General features: G+C 57.9%; 13 protein-coding genes, 1 tRNA gene and 1 pseudogene. 6 read left to right on the top strand and 9 right to left on the bottom strand.

Annotation, left to right across the window (positions count from 1 at the left end; all coding sequences use genetic code 11):
* The first annotated feature begins 114 nt into the window (after nt 1–114).
* The 3 genes from istA (at nt 115) to AO240_RS27940 (ending at nt 5,067) form a co-directional block, all read left to right on the top strand.
* Nucleotides 115–1,614, top strand: coding sequence for an IS21 family transposase (gene istA, locus AO240_RS27950; protein WP_143505477.1), 1,500 nt, complete (start codon nt 115–117; stop codon nt 1,612–1,614).
* Nucleotides 1,607–2,410 (top strand): IS21-like element ISPsy20 family helper ATPase IstB, encoded by an 804-nt coding sequence (istB, locus tag AO240_RS27945; RefSeq protein WP_099241005.1) that lies wholly within the window; start codon nt 1,607–1,609, stop codon nt 2,408–2,410. The genes istA and istB overlap by 8 nt, the downstream gene beginning before the upstream one ends.
* Nucleotides 2,411–3,078: 668 nt before the next feature.
* Entirely contained in the window at nt 3,079–5,067 is a 1,989-nt protein-coding gene (locus AO240_RS27940; protein ID WP_099241003.1) for an RNA-binding domain-containing protein, read from the top strand.
* A gap of 9 nt (nt 5,068–5,076) precedes the next feature.
* On the opposite strand, the pseudogene AO240_RS27935 reads toward AO240_RS27940, so the two are convergent.
* Both AO240_RS27935 and AO240_RS27930 read right to left on the bottom strand, forming a co-directional pair.
* Nucleotides 5,077–6,398 (bottom strand): annotated as a pseudogene (locus tag AO240_RS27935) (tyrosine-type recombinase/integrase).
* A gap of 159 nt (nt 6,399–6,557) precedes the next feature.
* Nucleotides 6,558–6,633, bottom strand: a tRNA-Thr gene (locus AO240_RS27930).
* 427 nt (nt 6,634–7,060) lie between these two features.
* On the opposite strand from AO240_RS27930, the gene bcsQ (AO240_RS27925) reads away from it, so the two are divergent.
* Both bcsQ (AO240_RS27925) and bcsQ (AO240_RS27920) read left to right on the top strand, forming a co-directional pair.
* Nucleotides 7,061–8,029: a cellulose biosynthesis protein BcsQ gene (bcsQ, locus tag AO240_RS27925; protein ID WP_256586064.1), complete on the top strand. Its 969-nt coding sequence runs from the start codon at nt 7,061–7,063 to the stop codon at nt 8,027–8,029.
* 169 nt (nt 8,030–8,198) lie between these two features.
* Nucleotides 8,199–9,116, top strand: coding sequence for a cellulose biosynthesis protein BcsQ (gene bcsQ, locus AO240_RS27920; protein ID WP_099240999.1), 918 nt, complete (start codon nt 8,199–8,201; stop codon nt 9,114–9,116).
* A gap of 221 nt (nt 9,117–9,337) precedes the next feature.
* On the opposite strand, the gene AO240_RS27915 is transcribed toward bcsQ (AO240_RS27920), so the two are convergent.
* From AO240_RS27915 to AO240_RS27895, 5 genes are all read right to left on the bottom strand, one after another.
* Entirely contained in the window at nt 9,338–10,525 is a 1,188-nt protein-coding gene (locus tag AO240_RS27915) for a methyltransferase (protein WP_099240997.1), read from the bottom strand.
* Nucleotides 10,506–11,195 carry an ABC transporter permease gene (locus AO240_RS27910; RefSeq protein WP_058413123.1) on the bottom strand — a complete coding sequence of 230 codons (690 nt, stop codon included), beginning with the start codon at nt 11,193–11,195 and terminating at the stop codon, nt 10,506–10,508. Before AO240_RS27910 ends, AO240_RS27915 begins: the two co-directional genes overlap by 20 nt.
* Nucleotides 11,195–11,887: an ABC transporter permease gene (locus AO240_RS27905; protein ID WP_099240995.1), complete on the bottom strand. Its 693-nt coding sequence runs from the start codon at nt 11,885–11,887 to the stop codon at nt 11,195–11,197. Before AO240_RS27905 ends, AO240_RS27910 begins: the two co-directional genes overlap by 1 nt.
* 73 nt (nt 11,888–11,960) lie before the next feature.
* Nucleotides 11,961–12,713, bottom strand: a complete 753-nt coding sequence (locus AO240_RS27900; protein WP_058413125.1) for an ABC transporter substrate-binding protein — start codon at nt 12,711–12,713, stop codon at nt 11,961–11,963.
* A gap of 14 nt (nt 12,714–12,727) precedes the next feature.
* Nucleotides 12,728–13,501, bottom strand: coding sequence for an ABC transporter ATP-binding protein (locus tag AO240_RS27895; protein WP_058413126.1), 774 nt, complete (start codon nt 13,499–13,501; stop codon nt 12,728–12,730).
* Nucleotides 13,502–14,055: 554 nt separating this feature from the next.
* On the opposite strand from AO240_RS27895, the gene gabP reads away from it, so the two are divergent.
* Nucleotides 14,056–15,447 (top strand): GABA permease, encoded by a 1,392-nt coding sequence (gabP, locus tag AO240_RS27890; RefSeq protein ID WP_099240993.1) that lies wholly within the window; start codon nt 14,056–14,058, stop codon nt 15,445–15,447.
* A 740-nt stretch (nt 15,448–16,187) separates the two neighbouring features.
* Here gabP and AO240_RS27880 read toward each other — a convergent pair.
* Complete coding sequence (locus AO240_RS27880; protein ID WP_099240989.1) at nt 16,188–16,601, bottom strand: hypothetical protein; 414 nt, start codon at nt 16,599–16,601, stop codon at nt 16,188–16,190.
* Nucleotides 16,602–16,680: 79 nt separating this feature from the next.
* Entirely contained in the window at nt 16,681–17,592 is a 912-nt protein-coding gene (locus tag AO240_RS27875; RefSeq protein WP_099240987.1) for an alpha/beta fold hydrolase, read from the bottom strand.
* Nucleotides 17,593–17,741 lie beyond the last annotated feature (149 nt).

Here is a 17,741-nt window from a genome sequence, read left to right as displayed (position 1 = left end):
GTTGCCGCTGACCGAAAACTGACCCAGTAGAGGCTGTTCTGCCGACTGAAAACTGACCCAGGTGTTCAACTGCTTCTACTCACTTTTCGAGCAGGAGAACACAGGGTGATCAGCATGGAAATGTTGGGAAAAATCCGGCGGATGTACTTCCGCGACAAGCTCTCGCTGCATCAGATAGCCAAGCGTACCGGGCTTTCTAGAAACACCATCCGAAAATGGGTCAGAGCGCCCGAAGCCACTCAACCGGCGTACCAACGGTGCGCAACCTTCAACAAACTCAGCCCTTTCCACGAGACGCTGGAACAGGCGCTCAAGGCCGATTCGTTCCGGCCAAAACACAACCGCAGGAGCGCCAAAGCGCTTTTCGAGCAGATCAAGGCCGAGGGTTACGACGGCGGCTACAGCCAGCTCACGGCGTTTGTACGCTCTTGGCGAGGTGAGCAAGGCAAGTCTTTACGCGCTTTTGTACCGCTGACTTTTGCGCTCGGCGAGGCGTTTCAATTTGACTGGAGCGAAGAGAGTCTGCTGATCGGTGGCCTGTTTCGACGTATCCAGGTCTCCCACATGAAGCTGTGCGCCAGTCGCGCATTCTGGTTGGTTGCGTACCCCAGCCAAGGCCACGAGACGCTGTTTGATGCCCATACCCGTTCGTTTGGAGCGTTGGGTGGCGTGCCACGTCGCGGCATCTACGACAACATGAAAACGGCTGTCGACAAGGTCAACAAAGGCAAAGGCCGCACGGTCAACGCCCGGTTTTCCGTGATGTGCGCGCACTATCTGTTCGATCCGGACTTCTGCAACGTGGCCTCTGGCTGGGAGAAAGGCATCGTCGAAAAGAACGTGCAGGACAGCCGGAGACGAATCTGGCTCGATGCTCAAAACTGCATGTTCCATACCTTCGAGGAGCTGAACGTCTGGCTCGGCCAACGCTGTCGTACGCTCTGGGCCGAACTTGTACATCCGCAGTACAACGGTTTGACGGTGGCAGAAGTCCTGGAGCTGGAGCAGGCTGAAATGATGCCGATGCCGACGGCCTTTGATGGCTACGTGGAACGCACCGTCCGTGTCTCTAGCACCTGCCTGATCAGCGTGGCGCGCAATCGTTATTCGGTGCCTTGCGAGCGTGTTGGTCAGTGGGTCAGCAGCCGTTTGTACCCTTCGCGGATCGTGGTCATTGCCGACGAAACGGTGATCGCCAGCCATGAGCGCCTCTTTGATCGAGATCAGGTCATTTTTGACTGGCAGCACTACATCCCACTCATCGAACGCAAGCCTGGTGCACTGCGCAATGGCGCGCCATTTGCTGATCTGCCAAAACCGTTACGGCTTCTCAAACGAGGGCTGAGGCGTCACACCAACGGTGATCGAATCATGATGCAGGTACTGGCTGCTGTGCCAATTGCGGGTCTCGAACCTGTGCTGGTGGCGGTGGAGCTGGTACTTGAATCGGGAAGTCTGAGCGCCGATCACATCCTCAATGTCCTTGCCCGCCTGACCTCCACCGCACCACCTCCCTGTGTAGAAACAAGCCTGCAACTCAAGGTCGCGCCTGTTGCCAATACGGCGCGCTACGACCGGCTCCGTACGACCGATGAGGAGAATCGCAATGCGTGACCTGATGACTGAACTCAAAGAACTGCGCCTGCACGGCATGGCCAGTGCTTGGGAAGAACTGGTATCTCAAGGAACAGCGTCGACGGCTTCATCGAAATGGCTGCTGGAACATCTGCTTCAGCAGGAACATGCAGATCGCGCGGTGCGCTCGGTGAATCATCAGATGAACATGGCAAAACTCCCCATGCACCGTGACTTAGCTGGCTTTGACTTCAGCGCTTCCAGCGCTGATACCCGGCTGGTCAGCGATCTATCCAGCTTGGCGTTCACTGAACCCGCGCAGAATGTCGTGTTCATCGGCGGCCCTGGAACCGGGAAAACACACCTGGCCAGTGCCTTGGCTGTATCCGGAATTACGGCCCACAACAAACGCGTGCGCTTTTTCTCCACGGTGGATCTGGTCAATCTGCTGGAGCGTGAAAAGTACGATGGTAAGGCAGGCCGAATCGCCCTGGGACTGCTACGAACAGACCTGGTGATACTCGATGAGCTGGGGTATTTGCCCTTCAGTCAAAGCGGCGGTGCCCTGTTATTTCACCTGCTGTCCAAACTGTACGAACACACCAGCGTGGTTATCACCACCAACCTGAGCTTCTCGGAATGGTCGAGTGTGTTTGGCGACGCCAAAATGACTACGGCGCTGCTGGATCGGCTGACACACCACTGCCATATCGTTGAAACAGGCAACGAGTCTTACCGCCTGCAACACAGCACATTGGCTGCCCAGACAAAGATCAAAACACGCGAACGAAAGCGAAAGGACGGAAATGATATCGAGGACGATGAGCCATTTTGATCCGCATCATAAATGCCCTGCTGCATGCGGTGGGGCTTGATGCGTCTTTAATCGGAACACTGCTGCTAAGCTTATCCACAATTGCTGGGACAGAAATCAGCAATCCGTCCTGGGTCAATTTTCAATCGGCAGGGTGGGTCAGTTTTCAATCAGCGCCAACACCTTAAAGGTTGTGGCTACCTGGGTTGCTGTCAAAGACAGCGCTTTGCCCGATCTTTTCTACGCCTATGGATAATTTGGGTCAAGGCTCGAATTTTCGGGAGTACTGCTGCTGTGGATGAAATTATCCACCGGTGGAAATCCGTGGTTTTCCACAGACAGTTGGATGGGCTTTAGATTTTTTAAGTGAGGTCCATCCAAGCAGGGCGGCTCTGCAGTTCCGCTTGGATGGACCCGCGTGGACAAGCGGATCATCGAGATTTCGAGAACGTACGCTTACTTTGCTGCGCCGCGATTGGCTTTTGGCCGTGTGACATTCGTGCAGAGTCGTGAGGAGTGACATCCTCCTGCTGGTGGGTGACTGGGAATCGGCTCCACCAGTTCATGATCAGTCTCCGCCCGTCGAGTTGCGTGCGACTATGGAAGACTGAGTACAATCCCCGCACGTATGTCTTTTCTTCGACCTTTTGCAGCTACGTGAAGCCGGCTGATCATTTAGGAAGTCTTTGATGTCACTCAATCCCCACACCCTTGAAGACCTGCCCTCGCTGGTTGAATCTGTCGAGCTCGAATGCAAGCTCGCTCAGGGGCAGGATGGGAAGGGAGAGTTGCCTAAGGATTTCTGGTTAACCTACTCCGCTTTTGCTAACACTCAGGGTGGGGTAGTACTCCTTGGCGTGCGCGAGAAGGATGGGCAGTTCAGCGTTGCAGGCCTATCAAATATCGAGAAAGTACGTACTGACCTGTTCAATACCCTCAACAATCCGGCCAAGGTCAGTGTCAATCTGCTGACTGACCGGGAGGTGGTCGTCAGAGAGTTGGAGGGCAAGCAGGTACTTGAAGTGAAAATCCCGGCGGCTTCGCGTAAGCAGAAGCCGGTATTTCTCAATGGTCAGCCGCTAGGTAACACTTATCGTCGATTACATGAGGGTGATCGGCGTTGCTCTGAGGAAGATGTTCGCCGCATGTTCGCAGAGCAAGTGGAGGACTGTCGGGACGAGCGGATTTTGCCGAATTACGACTTCGCGGACATTGATCCGGACAGTCTGCGTATCTACCGCCAGATGCTAAGCGACATAAAACCAGGCCATCCAGCGCTGGAGCACCAAGGGATTGAGTTTCTTCGACAGATAGGAGGTTGGCGTAAGGACCGCGCGAACGGAGTCGAAGGGCTGACTCTGGCAGGTTTACTGATGTTCGGACGCTGGCTTTCGATCCAAGAGAGTGTGCCGCATTACTTTGTGGACTATCAGGAGCGGCCGTACGCCAAAACAGAACTACGTTGGGTGGATAGACTCGTCCCTGATGGAACCTGGTCAGGAAATCTGTTTGATTTCTACCGGCGGGTTTATCGCAAGTTGGTTGAGGACCTAAAGGTACCGTTCGCTCTCAAAGGTGATCAGCGCCAGGATGACACACCGGTACATGAAGCTCTGCGCGAGGCTTTGGTTAATACCTTGGTCCATGCGGACTATACCGGGCGGGTTTCTGTGTTAGTCGTGAAGCGTCCTGACTTGTTTGGCTTTCGCAATCCAGGCGGCTTACGTTTACCCCTTGAGCAGGTGTTGCAAGGTGGTACCAGCGATTGCCGGAACAGGCTAATGCACCAAATGTTTCTTCTTATCGGTCTTGGCGAGCGTGGTGGTTCTGGGGTTCCAAAAATCTACAGTGGGTGGCGCAGCCAGCATTGGCGACCGCCAGCCCTTTATGAAAAGCCCGAGCCCGAGCAAACCCTTCTTGAGCTTCGCATGTTGGACTTGCTTCCTGAAGGGGTGGTGGAGCAGTTACGAGAGCGATTTGGGGTTCGTTTCGAGAGCTTGGAACATACTGCCAGGTTGATTTTGGCCACGGCCGCGATTGAGCGGGTGGTAAGCCATAATCGTCTCCTTGAGATTTGTGATACTCATGCTCATGACTTGAGCCAACTGCTTGCGCGGTTGGTACGCGAGGGATTCCTTGTGCCCGACGGGCGCTCACGGGGCATGATTTATCACCTGCCGGGTGAGCAACTGCCTACGCCGGAGCAAGTGTTCGCAGGTCCGCTACAGAGCTCCGAACATTACGCCGGCAGCTCCGAACATAACGGGGCTAGCTCCGAACATAACGCAGGTAGCTCCGAACATAAGGTCGAGCTGGATATGCAGCGAAACGATGATGGCTGCTTGTTGAGCGATCATATTGACGCGCCGCTGATCGATGCTTTGGACAGGCTTGATGCAGGGTTTCGAGAAAAGCTCGAAATACTGGCTGAGGAGCCGCGCAATCGAGAGCGCATGCAAAAGGATCGTATGCAACAGGTGATTATCACCCTATGCAAGGAGCACTATCTGACGCTCAACGTGTTGGCTAATTTGGTAAAGCGTAGTCCAGATGCCCTCCGTCAGCAGTACCTGAATGGAATGGTGAAAAGTAGGCAGATTCAGTTGGCATTTCCGTCCAAGCCGACTCATGAAAGGCAGGCGTACAAAGCGTACGTTGGTGGGCAGGACGAGGAGTAGGCTAACGGCCTACTCCCTCAAGCGGCTTTTCGCCTTGAGCCGCGTGACGTTCGTCCCGGTCTGGTTTGCAAACTCGTGTGGAGTGACATGCTCCTGCCGGTTGGCCTCCAGATACCGGCTCCACCAGTTCATGTTCAGCCTGCGCTCCTCGATGAACTCTGCCTTTTGGATGTAAGCAGCTCGGACGTTATTCCGCTCCTTGTGGCTCATCTGCCTTTCAATGGCGGTCTCGGACCACAGTCCTGATTCAATCAGCGCGCTACAGGCCATTGAGCGAAAGCCATGGCCGCAGATTTCGGTTTTGGTGTCGTAGCCCATCTTTCTGAGTGCGCTGTTCACCGTGTTTTCAGACATGGGTTTCCAGGGCTTGCCATCGCCTGCAAACACCAAGTCGAATTTGCCGGTGAGGGCGTGGATCTGTTCAAGTAGGGCTACGGCTTGCGGCGATAAGGGGACAAGGTGGATGTCCCCGGCCATCTTCGTACCCCTTGTTGAAAAGGGAACGCCGTCCAGCGCAGGTCGAGTGTCCGGTATCTCCCAGGTGCCGCGCTTGAGGTCGAACTCGCTCCAGCGGGCGAAGCGCAGTTCGCTGGAGCGTACGAACACATGCAGCGAGAGCATGACCGTCAGCCGGGTAAGTGCGCGGCCTTTGTAGGTGTCGATACGTTCCTGCAATTCAGGCAGACGCGATAAGGGTAGAGCGGGGCGATGAATCACTCTCGGGGCTTTGATCAAGCCTTCGAGGTCGTAGGCAGGGTTTGCGCTGATCTGCCGTGAACGCTTCGCCTCGCGCATGATGCTTTGCAGGTAGTTTTGTACCCTTAAAGCGACGTCAATCGTGCCGCGCTTCTGGATCGCTTCCAGAGGTTGCATCAGGTCATGGTGTCCAGATCGACAATAGAGCGCGCGCCGATCCGCAGGAAGACATGGGTTTTGAGGCGGCTTAGGACGGTTCTGGCATGGCCCGGAGCCCATTTGGCTGACATCGCTTTGTGCCAGTCCAGTGCGGCGTTTTCAAAGGTTCGGCCTTTGATTGCGGCCTGCGTCTTGGCTTGGTGTTTGGTCTCTATGGGGTCGATGCCTTTCGCCAGCATCCGCTTGACCTCCAGGCGCTTGTTACGCGCATCGGCGAGGCCAGTCACGAGGTAACTGCCGAACGAGGTTAGTCCTTCGCGGCCATCAGGTTTTACATACCTGAGACGCCAGCCTTTACGGCCATTGGGTTGGACTAGAAGGTAGAGGCCGTCGCCGTCGAAAAGCTTGTAGGCTCGGCCGGTGGACTTGGCTGAGCGGCAAGCCGAATCGGAGAGTGGAGCAGTGGTGCGAGACATAAGGGTACTCCCCCTTTATCGAATTACCTTACCCCTAAAACGGCTGGAATCCACCAGATTTTGACGTAACCCGACAGAACCCCAAAACGAAAAAACCCGCCAGGAGGCGGGTTTTTCGGGGGTTCCAGAGATTTTGAAAGCTTTCTCTGGAACCTTGTATGGTGCCGGCACCAGGAGTCGAACCCGGGACCTACTGATTACAAGTCAGTTGCTCTACCAACTGAGCTATACCGGCGTGTTAGGGCGACGATTATAGCGATTGCAAAGCATCTGTAAACCCCTGAATTCTGACTATTTTTGCGAAAGTGAAGGTTTTTTCGCGATCCCCGCTTTTTCCTCCCCTCAACTCCCCTTTATAGCCGCGCATCTGCACGTGTAAGGCCCCGTCAAACCAGCTCAATCACCACCCCCGCGATTGTCACTGAATCTCGAAAATCACCTCTCGATTGGCGTGATTCAGAAAGCATTGATCAAAAAACACCCGCCGCCGCTCTAGCGCATTGATTTAACAGAAGTACCTAAAACAAAAAGCCATAAAAATGGCGTCAAACCACTCATCAGAAAATATCTCACTGAAAAAGACCAAATTACTGACACTGCCCGCGTGATATCACACAATGCACGCCTCATTAACACCGCAGTCCGTCAGGGAGAGGCATTCAGTGGCGCGTGCAGAACATATTGCAAAACTAAGCGCCGCGCTGGGTGCGCACTCTTCAAGCCTGCCGTGTGCGAGCGACGAATTCACTGCGCAACCCTTGCAGGGTTTGCTGCACAAACTCAGCCAAGGCGAGGCGAATCACTTCCACCCGCCCGAGCGGGTCGAAGGCCCGCGCGGCGAGGTGTATTCGAACACGCAGTCACCCACTGTCGTGGTGCTGGTTTCCGCCACGGGCGGCGTCGGGCGCAGTACGTTGGCGGCCGCCCTTGCGAGTGGCTTGCAGCGTCAAGGGCACCCCGCTTTTGCCTTGGACCTGGACCCGCAAAACGCGTTGCGTCATCACTTGTGTCCGGGGTTTGATCTGCCGGGTATCGGCGCCACGAGCTTACTCAATCAAAGCTGGCAGGCATTACCTCAGCGCGGTTTCGCGGGGTGTCGTGTGATCGCCTTTGGCGAGACCGACCTTGCGCAGCAACACAGCCTGAATCGCTGGTTGGGGCAGGATGTTGAGTTTCTCGGCAAGCGCCTGGCCGGGCTTGGCCTGACTGGCCAGCACACGGTGTTTATTGATGTGCCTGCGGGCAACACGGTGTATCTGCGCCAGGCGATGTCTGTAGCGGATACGGTGCTGGTGGTGGTTCGGCCGGATGCGGCGTCTTTTCGTCGTTTGGCGAAGATGGACGAGGTGCTCGCGCCGTACTGTGCGGGCGAGTCGCCAGCGCAACGGTTTTACGTGATTAACCAGGTGGATGGCGGTTGTGCGTTCAGCCAGGACATGGCGGGTGTGTTCAGGTTGCACTTGGGCGATGCGGTGTTGGGTGAGGTGCATTGCGACCGGGCTTTCAGTGAGGCGCAGGCGTATGGGCGAGACCCGCTCGACCCTTCGCTCAATAGCGTCGGCTGCCAGCAGGTAAATGCTCTGTGCCGTGCATTGATGGCGCAGAGGCGTCAATCAATCACAAGCCATTAAATTGACTATTTACCGTTTGTCTAAAATTAAACCCGCAAAAAAATCAAAATAATGACACTTGGCCAGTGTTCCCACATGATGCGTCAACTGTGACGCCCACAAGAAGACCTGCGGTGAGTGCTGCTTGCCGACCTTTCACGTCTTTAAGCTGCGTCGTGTGGAGTTGGTTATGAGCCTTAGCGAAGAACTTCTGGCGTTGTTCGGTAAAAACGTCACCCGTGATGCTCAAGGCATCAATGCGCGCATGCACTTTTTCGGCACGGTGCCTACCGACGCTCCCACGCCTTCCCAAGTGACTGATACCAGTGCGCTGCGCCCAAATGTGGTGGCGTTGGTGTCGATGAATGGCGGTGTGGGTCGCAGTACGTTGGTCACGGCGTTGAGCAGCGGCTTGCAGCGCGATGGTGAATCGGTGGTGGCGCTGGACCTGGACCCGCAAAACGCTTTGCATCATTACTTCGGCGTCAATGCGGGGTTGCCCGGTATTGGCCGTACCAGCCTGGAGCATGGGCCGTGGAGCCCGTTGCAGCAGCTCGGCTTTGCCGGTTGCCAGGTGTTGACCTTCGGCGATATTGACCTGCAGCAGCAGGAGAACCTCGAACGCTGGCTCAAGCGCGAGCCGACGTGGCTGGCGCAGCGCCTTGCGTCGATGGGGTTGAGCGAGCGGCAGACGGTGATTATCGATACGCCCGCGGGTAATAACGTGTATTTCCATCAAGCGTTGAGTGTCGCCGACGTGGTGCTGGTGGTTGTGCAGCCCGACGCGGCATGCCTTGGCACGCTTGATCATCTGGATGTGTTGCTCGCCCCGCACCTTAAGGGCGAGCGCGTACCGGCTGTGCATGTGGTGGTGAATCAGGTGGATGAGGGCAACGCGTTCAGCCTGGAAATGCTTGAGGCGTTAAAGCAGCGCCTGGGCAAAGCGCCGCTTAAGGTGCGTCGCGAGAGGGTTATCAACGAGGCGTTCGCGTTTTCTGTCGACCCGCAGGAATGCTTGGCGATGCGGCTGGCGAGTGAGGGTTTCAACCAGATTTGCCAGTTGTTGAAGGCAGCAAAAAAACCGCGTAAAGCGCCGTTTATACGCTGACGCCAGATGCTTATGCACAATTGGTTGGTTGCCGCTGTCACGAAATCGCCATTTTTTGGAATCGCTCTCAACACGCTGCAACTGCCTGTTTTGCGTGCGTTTTATTGGGGTGAGCAAAAAATAACCAACGTGGCTTTTGGCTTGTATTGTTGATGGCTACAGGTTCTGTAAAGAATTCATCAACAGACTTATCCACAGGGCACGCCGAGGCAATTTGCCCCTTAATCGCGCTCGGCCAGCACCATCAGGTTGCGCGGCGTCAGCGTGGGTTCGCAGAAGGTGCCCAGCTGGACGCTGTAGCCCTGTTCCGCAAGAAACAGCGCCCGATCAAGTACCAGCCACATCTCCAATGCGCGCCGAAACAGGCCGCGCACCAACTCCAGGTTGCGCACTTCGGCCAGGCGCTGCCAGCCGTGGGCTTCCAGCGCTGGCCAATCCTGTTCGCCTGTGGATAAACCTTTGAGGCTTGCCAGTTCGCGGCAGTAGTCGGCGAAGGGTTTGGCCAGCCAACTGGCGGGCAGGGAAGGCGTGGGCAGGTACTCGTCGCAGCCGCGCAGTTGCCTTTGTAGTTGATCAAAGCCAAGGCGCCGGGCCATGGAGGTGTCGCGTTGCTGACGGACACGGTTGCCGGCGGTGACGGTTTCGCTCAGCGGCAGGCCCAAGTCATCAATCGACAGGTGCAGGCGCGAGGCGCGCCCGGCAGCGGACAGCGCTTGATAGTGATTGGCGTTGATGCGGTTGTAGCAGCAGGGCGCCAGCGCGAGTCGCTTGCAGCCGGCCGCGCTGGCCACTTGCAGCAGTCGCACGTGCAAGTCGCCGCAGGCATGCAGGGCGACGGGTGTGTGGTCGGGGCTGATGGTTACGTCTGCCATCACATCTTGCAGGCGATGGGTGGCGGGCAAGCCGTGGTGGTCGCTCAAGGCTTTGCCGGCGGCGATCAGCGCCGGGTCGTATTCCAGGCAGGTCAGTTGTTGGCCGGGTTGTAGCAAGCGGCGGCCGAGGTGGCCTTTGCCGGCGCACCAGTCCAGCCAATGCGCCGGCGTTTGCGCAAACTGCAGCGCTGCGCCGAAGGCTTCGATTTGTTGCCACTTGCGGCCGGGTACATCGACGTTCAGCCGAGGGCGAGCGGTTTCAAGCGCGTGTGCCGGTAACTTATCCACAGCACAGAGCTGCTGCGCCATTGCGGCCAGTTGTGCAAAAGGCGCGGGCGCAGGCACGTCATGTGGTTGGTTGTGGCTGGCTTCGGCATCGGCCAGCGAGCGCTGGCGCAGCCACTGGGCAAGCTCGGGGTGTTGGGTTTCCCAGGGTAATTGCCGGTGCGTAAAGGGCCGTGGTCGCCACAGCCCTTGGTGCTCGATCAGAAACGCATTCAGCGCGGCAAAGCGTGCTTCAGCGTCCTTGGCAAGCATCGACGCGCAGCCAGCGTTCCAGCAGTTTGAAGCCGCGTACCAACAGGTAGGAGATCACCAGGTAGAACACGCCCGCGGTGAAGAACATCTCTACGGTCAGGTAATTGCGCGCAATGATGGTTCGTGCCATGCCGGTCAGTTCCAGCAGGGTCACGGTGCTGGCGAGGGAGCTGGCCTTGAGCATCAAAATGACTTCGTTGCTATAAGCCGGCAGGCCGATGCGCGCCGCGCGCGGCAGGATGATATAGAACAGCGTTTTGGGCTTGGACATGCCCAGCGCGCGGGCCGCTTCGATTTCACCCGGTGGAATCGCCTGGATCGCGCCGCGCAGAATCTCGGCGATGTAGGCCGCCGTGTGCAGTGTCATGGTGGCGGTGGCGCACCAGAACGGATCGCGCAGGTAAGTCCACATGAAGCTTGCGCGCACGGCATCGAATTGCGCCAGGCCGTAGTAAACCAAAAACAGTTGCACCAGCAGCGGTGTGCCGCGAAAGAAGAAGATGTAGGCGTACGGCAACGAGCGCACATACCAGCGCTTGGACGAGCGCGCGATGCCCAGCGGTATCGCGAGGATCAGCCCCAGAATCACGGCAATGCTCACCAGTTCCAGGGTCAGCGTGGCGCCCTGAATAAACTTCGGCAGCCACTTATAGATGACTTCCCATTCCATTACGTCGTCCTCACGAAGCCGCGAGCGGCGCGTTTTTCCAGGAAGTGCATCGCCACCATCGACAGTGACGTCAGGCCCAGGTAAATGAACGAGGCGACCAAGTAGAAGGTGAAGGGCTGTTTGCTGACGGTGACCGCGATCTGCGCATGGCGCATGATTTCTTCAAGGCCGATGACCGTGACCAGCGCGGTATCTTTCATCAGAATCAGGAACAGGTTGCCCAGCCCCGGAAGGGCGATGCGCCACATCTGCGGCATGATCAAGCGGCTGAAAATACGAAACTTCGACAAGCCCAGCGCCACGCCGGCTTCGCGGTGGCCCTTGGGGATGGAAATGATTGCGCCACGTAACACCTCGGTGGCGTAGGCACCAAAACACAGGCCCAAGGCGATCACGCCAGCCGCAAAGGCGCTGAGCGAAAGGTCGGCAATACCGAACAGCTCTCCCACGCTGCGCATCAGATTGATCGTGCCAAAATAAATCAGCAGCACCCACAACAGTTCCGGCACGCCGCGAACGATGGTCGAGTACGCGCCGCCAAGCCATTGCAGTGGTTTATAGGCAGACGTCTTGGCCAAGGCGCCGGCGAGGCCCAGCACCAGCCCCAGGCAAAGTGCCGTGAGCGCCAGTTTGACGGTCATCAGCGCGCCGGCAGCGAGCGCCGGGCCGAATCCGTAGAGATCGAAATTCATGGTGTTTTCATATCGCGGCAGGCAGTGCTAAAGCCTGCGCGCTCAAGCGAGCGCGCAGGGCAGGTGGTTCAGATCATTCGATGCTGAACGGGAAGTACTTGTCGTTGATTTTTTTGTAGGTGCCGTCTGCCTTGATCTCTGCCAGGGCTTTGTTCAGGCGCTCGCGCAGTGGGTCGCCTTTGCGTACGGCGATGCCGATCTTGTCGCTTTCAACCACCGGGTCGCCTTTGAATTCATAGGCCGAACCGTCTTTGCTCTTGAGCCACTCGTACTGCACGTATTTGTCGGCGAGGATGCCGTCCAGGCGGCCCGAGGTCAGGTCGAGGTAGGCGTTTTCCTGGGTGTCGTAAAGCTTGGCTTCGGTGTCTGGCAGCTTGTCTTCCAGGTAAGTACCGGAGAGGGTCGCGCGTTGTGCACCGATGATCTTGCCCTTCAGGTAAGCCGCGTCGGTCTTGAAGTCTGCGGTGGCTTTGGGCGCAATGAATTGCAGCTTGTTGGAGTAGTACGGGTCGGTGAAGTCGACAGCCTGCTTGCGCTCGTCGGTGATCGACAGCGAAGACACCAGGAAGTCGAACTTCTTGGCATTCAGGGCCGGGATGATGCCGTCCCAGTCGGACACATACACTTCGCACTTCTCGACTTTCATCTTGGCGCACAGGGCGTCGCCGATGTCTTTGTCGAAGCCGACCACGTTGCCGCTGGCGTCTTTGTTGTTGAAGGGCGGGTAGGCCGCTTCGATCCCCATTTTCAAGGTTTCTGCCATGGCCGTGGCGCTGAATGCCATCGAAACGGTCGCGGCCAGAAGGAATTTTTTATAGTTCTGCATGCAAGGTTGCTCCGTTAGCGGTTGCTGGACATGAATTGTTTGCAGCGCGCCGAAAGCGGGTTGTCAAACACCTGCTGTGGCGATCCTTGCTCTTCGACCAGGCCCTGATGCAAGAACACCACTTCACTGGAGACTTGACGGGCAAACCCCATTTCATGGGTGACCAGCAGCATGGTGCGGCCCTCTTCGGCCAGTGCGCGGATCACACTAAGTACTTCCTGAACCATTTCGGGGTCAAGCGCCGATGTCGGCTCGTCGAACAGGATGACCTTGGGCTGCATCGCCAGGGTGCGTGCAATGGCCGCGCGCTGTTGCTGGCCGCCGGACAATTGCGCGGGGTAGGCGTGGCGCTTGTCGCTGATGCCGACCTTGGCCAGCAGGGCTTCGGCCACTTCTATCGCCTCAGCCTTGCTTTGGCCAAGCACACGGCGGGGCGCCTCGATGATGTTGTCGAGGATGCTCATGTGCGGCCACAGGTTAAAGTTTTGAAACACAAAACCGATTTCGCTGCGCAGGCGGTTGATCTGCTTGCCATCGGCGGCCATCAGCTCGCCGTTTTTTGCAGCCTTGAGCTTGAGCTCTTCGCCGGCGACCAGAATCTGCCCCTGGTGCGGGTTTTCGAGCAGGTTGATGCAGCGCAGGAATGTGGACTTGCCGGAACCGGAAGAACCCAGGATCGAGATCACGTCGCCGTCGCGGGCGGTCAGCGAGATACCTTTAAGTACCTCAAGCTCACCATAGCGTTTATGCAAGTTGCGGATTTCAAGCGCGGGCGCGGCCTCGGCCATGTGCGGTCCTCATTGTGTTCATTGCGTTTCTGCTGCTGGGCCGCCTTCCTGGCGAGGCGCCAAGCTAGCATAGCGTTCGGATGGCAGCCAACAGCGCTGCGGATGGTAACCGGTGGTGTGCGGCAGGGTGTCGCATCAGCGCAGCAGCGTGTCGCGCTATCAACAACCCGGCAGCCGATTGAACCCGGAAATCCGCAGGTTTCGCGTAAAAAAGGGCGCGATGGTGCCAGCTTTGGCCGGACGTTGGAAGGGTTAACCGGGCAAACGGCACACATCGGCGCCTTTATGGGGCGCGGCGCACTTTTTGTGTGTGTTTTTGGTGCGCCCAATCGTTATGGAAGTGGGTCGCACGGTAACGCCATAGCGGAATGCCATTGTTCTCAATGACTTGCAACAATTGTGGGTTCGCCTTGCAGGCCGCGCCGATCAAGGCTCTGTAACATTTTGGCGCAAATCTTGCGTAAAAAATAAAGAACGCCCCTGTTGGTTTCTCTACACGAGAAACCTCGCAGGTCGGGCGGACCGTTTTCGCAATTCCTCGTAAAGGTGTGTCAATGAGTAGTACGCAAAGCTCCAATGACCTCGAACAGGGGCTCAAACCGCGTCACGTCACCATGTTGTCGATTGCCGGCGTGATTGGTGCCGGTTTGTTTGTCGGCTCAGGCCACGCGATTGCTGCCGCCGGCCCTGCAGTACTGCTGGCTTACGCCGCGGCGGGTACGCTGGTGGTATTGGTGATGCGCATGCTCGCCGAAATGGCGGTGGCGTCGCCGGACACCGGTTCGTTTTCCACCTACGCCGACCGCGCGATCGGTCATTGGGCCGGTTTTACCATCGGCTGGTTGTACTGGTGGTTCTGGGTGCTGGTGATTCCGTTGGAAGCCAACGCCGCCGCGACCATCCTTCATGCCTGGTTCCCCGACGTGGCGATCTGGGCATTTACCCTGATCATCACCTTGCTGCTGACCGCGACCAACCTGTTCAGCGTGAAGAACTACGGTGAATTCGAGTTCTGGTTTGCGCTGATCAAAGTCGTGGCGATTGTGGCGTTCGTCATTCTTGGCCTGGCGGCGATTTTTGGCTTCCTGCCGACCAGCCAGGTCAGCGGCGTTTCGCACCTGTTCGACACTCAAGGCTTCATGCCCAACGGCATGGGCGCGGTGTTGGCGGCGATCCTGACCACCATGTTCTCCTTCATGGGCACCGAGATCGTTACCATCGCGGCGGCTGAATCGAAGAACCCGGGCCAGCAAATCACCAAGGCGACCAACTCGGTAATCTGGCGGATTGGTTTGTTCTACCTGCTGTCGATCTTCATCGTGGTGTCGCTGGTGCCATGGAACGATCCGACGTTGGCTGCGGTAGGTTCCTACCAGACCGTGCTGGAACGCATGGGCATTCCGAATGCCAAGCTGATTGTTGATCTGGTGGTGTTGGTTGCCGTGACCAGTTGCCTCAACTCGGCGCTGTACACCGCGTCGCGCATGCTGTTTTCGCTGGGCCGTCGCGGTGACGCACCGGCTGTGGCCAAGCGCACCAACAAGAGCGGCACGCCTTACTGGGCGGTGCTGTTGTCTACCGGTGCAGCGTTCCTTGCGGTATTCGCCAACTACGTGGCACCGGCGGCCGTGTTCGAATTCCTGCTGGCCAGCTCTGGCGCCATCGCCTTGTTGGTGTACCTGGTGATTGCGGTGTCGCAACTGCGCATGCGCCAGAAGCGTGCGGCGGCGGGCGAGAAGATCGTGTTCAAGATGTGGTTGTTTCCCGGCCTGACCTACGCGGTGATGGTGTTCATCGTCGGTACGCTGACCATCATGCTGTTCCAGGAAGCGCACCGCGTCGAGATCATCGCGACCGGCGTGCTGAGCTTGCTGGTGGTGGCGGCAGGGCTGTTTGTGTCGAGCCGCCGCAAGGCGCAAAGGGCGGGCGCTACCGTCCTGAATTGATATTCACCTGTGGGAGGGGGCTTGCTCCCGATGGCAATGGGTCAGTCAGCACATTTGGCGACTGACACACCGTCATCGGGAGCAAGCCCCCTCCCACATTGGTTTTGGCGCGAGTCGTGCCAGTTGGCGAGTGCTTCGGGCTGGAGGCGAAGGCCCCGATGCCTGCGATCAACCTGAAGGAACGCGCCGCTTAGTGCGCTGCTATCCAACTGTGGGAGGGGGCTTGCTCCCGATGGCAATGGGTCAGTCGGCACATTTGTCGGCTGACACACCGTCATCGGGAGCAAGCCCCCTCCCACATTGGTTTTGGCGCCAGTCTTGGTAGTTGGCGAGTGCTTCGGGCTGTAGGGGAAGGCCCCGATGCCTGCGATCAACCTGAAGGAGCGCGCTGCTGAATGCGCTGCTGTCCAACTGTGGGAGGGGGCTTGCTCCCGATGGCAGCGGGTCAGTCGGCACATTTGGCGACTGATGCACCGTCATCGGGAGCAAGCCCCCTCCCACATTGGTTTTGGCGCCAGCCTTGGTAGTTGGCGAGTGCTTCGGGCTGTAGGGGAAGGCCCCGATGCCTGCGATCAACCTGAAGGAGCGCGCTGCTGAATGCGCTGCTGTCCAACTGTGGGAGGGGGCTTGCTCCCGATGGCAGCGGGTCAGTCGGCACATTTGGCGACTGACACACTGTCATCGGGAGCAAGCCCCTCCCACAGTTGGTCGTCGGGAGCAGCCCCTTTCCACAGTGAGTTTTAGTCTTGCAAGTTGGCGAGTGCCTGCGAGGCTTTTACGTAATCTGCCTGGAACTCGGGCGACTCGATCCAGGCGAGTGCGGCCGCTTCATCATCGGTATCCGTGGCCCACTGGCGATACTCGATCAGCGCTGCGAAGATAAAATCGGTGGCTTCTTCTTCACCTTCCTGCTCCAGCACCAATGCCAGCAGCGGGTGCGCCAAAAATACCCCGCACAATGCGACCTGGCTGATCTCGCCGGAGGCGCGCATTTCCACAAACAGCTCGGTCAAATCCACCGACTCTAGGTCAATGCGGCTGTCGTCACCGGCAAACGCATCCGGCTTGGCCGCGACGCTGCGCTGGGTACGGTTTTGCTTGGCCTTGGTCTTTGCGCGCTGGGCACGTTTTTGCTGTTTGTTCGGCGAGGCCATGGGCTCACGTCCTTGGTTCAGAATCTGGAATGTCTATTGAAGCGCAGCTTTGTAGAAATCCCAAGGGATTCCAGCCGTGTTACGTCACGCACTTGCCGGGCGTGCCTTGCGCCAACTTGCCGTGCAGCAGCCACGCCAGCGCGACAGGCCACAACCGATCCTGATATTCACTGCGAAAAAATGCGAAATGCCCGACAGCTTTTTCACCGATATCCTCCGGTGCAATGCGCAGATGAGTGCGCTCGCTGCCGTCGAAATAGCGCAGTAACCGCTCAATCGCCGCCACCGTGCCGAACGGATCATCGCTGATGCTGATGGCCAGCATCGGCGCCTTTACCCTGCCAAACGGCAAATCCCCCAAATCGCTTGCGCTGGGGCGCTTTTCATACCTGGGCGCACGCGTGCACCAGTCGCGCACCACGCCCGCCGGCGTATCCTCCAGCCAACCCAAGCGCTTGCCGGGGAAGTAGCCGCACAGCGCCGTCAGCAGCGGCATCGCCACATGCCACTTGGCAAACATCCGCCAGCGGCCTTTTGCCTGGTAATCGCGCCAATAGGCAAACTGCGCGCCCACCGTGACTATTCGCCGAATCACCGCGCCTGACGCGGCCAGCCCCGCTGCGCAGCCGCCAAAACTGTGGCCGACCACATCAATCGGCTGCCCGGCAAATTCGCGCTGTGCGCGTTGCAACATCGCCTCGAAATCCAGCGCGCCCCACATCGACCACGAGGCGGTAAAGCCCCGTAGCGAGCCGCTGCGTGATTCGCCGATGCCGCGATAATCGTAGGTGATCACGTCGAAGCCGTTGGCAAACAGGTAGTCGGCGAAACGTGAGTAGTGGCGGCAGCGCACGGACGTGGCGGCGTTGATGATCACCACCGGGCGTGCGGGGTCGGTTCGGATATGGCGCCAAGTAAAGCCGCCAATGAGGTAGCCGTCGGCGGCAGGTTCGCGGAACGCTTCTGAGGCAGGTCGAGTGGGCAGTTTCATAGGTCGGCTCGTTTCCAGCGCTTGTGGTGTGGGCCGTGCGCTTTTATAGGCAGTCGAAACTAACAAATTTATTGCGCCAAGGGCGCAGCAATTGCCACGATGCTCGACCTTATCGCGCTGGGTGCATAGGCTTACGCTCTTTTGATCAG

Source organism: Pseudomonas sp. ICMP 460, assembly GCF_002723595.1.
Taxonomy (GTDB): Bacteria; Pseudomonadota; Gammaproteobacteria; order Pseudomonadales; family Pseudomonadaceae; genus Aquipseudomonas; species Aquipseudomonas kitaguniensis.
The sequence above is the reverse complement of the archived record's forward strand: the minus strand, read 5'-3'. Positions and strand labels throughout refer to the sequence as shown.

Bases quoted from the DNA above. Each gene is read 5' to 3' on its own strand.
- istA (WP_143505477.1), top strand. From the start codon at position 115: ATGGAAATGTTGGGAAAAATCCGGCGGATGTACTTCCGCGACAAGCTC.
- istB (WP_099241005.1), top strand. From the start codon at position 1,607: ATGCGTGACCTGATGACTGAACTCAAAGAACTGCGCCTGCACGGCATG.
- AO240_RS27940 (WP_099241003.1), top strand. From the start codon at position 3,079: ATGTCACTCAATCCCCACACCCTTGAAGACCTGCCCTCGCTGGTTGAA.
- bcsQ (WP_099240999.1), top strand. From the start codon at position 8,199: ATGAGCCTTAGCGAAGAACTTCTGGCGTTGTTCGGTAAAAACGTCACC.
- AO240_RS27915 (WP_099240997.1), bottom strand. From the start codon at position 10,525: ATGCTTGCCAAGGACGCTGAAGCACGCTTTGCCGCGCTGAATGCGTTT.
- AO240_RS27910 (WP_058413123.1), bottom strand. From the start codon at position 11,195: ATGGAATGGGAAGTCATCTATAAGTGGCTGCCGAAGTTTATTCAGGGC.
- AO240_RS27905 (WP_099240995.1), bottom strand. From the start codon at position 11,887: ATGAATTTCGATCTCTACGGATTCGGCCCGGCGCTCGCTGCCGGCGCG.
- AO240_RS27900 (WP_058413125.1), bottom strand. From the start codon at position 12,713: ATGCAGAACTATAAAAAATTCCTTCTGGCCGCGACCGTTTCGATGGCA.
- AO240_RS27895 (WP_058413126.1), bottom strand. From the start codon at position 13,501: ATGGCCGAGGCCGCGCCCGCGCTTGAAATCCGCAACTTGCATAAACGC.
- gabP (WP_099240993.1), top strand. From the start codon at position 14,056: ATGAGTAGTACGCAAAGCTCCAATGACCTCGAACAGGGGCTCAAACCG.
- AO240_RS27880 (WP_099240989.1), bottom strand. From the start codon at position 16,601: ATGGCCTCGCCGAACAAACAGCAAAAACGTGCCCAGCGCGCAAAGACC.
- AO240_RS27875 (WP_099240987.1), bottom strand. From the start codon at position 17,592: ATGAAACTGCCCACTCGACCTGCCTCAGAAGCGTTCCGCGAACCTGCC.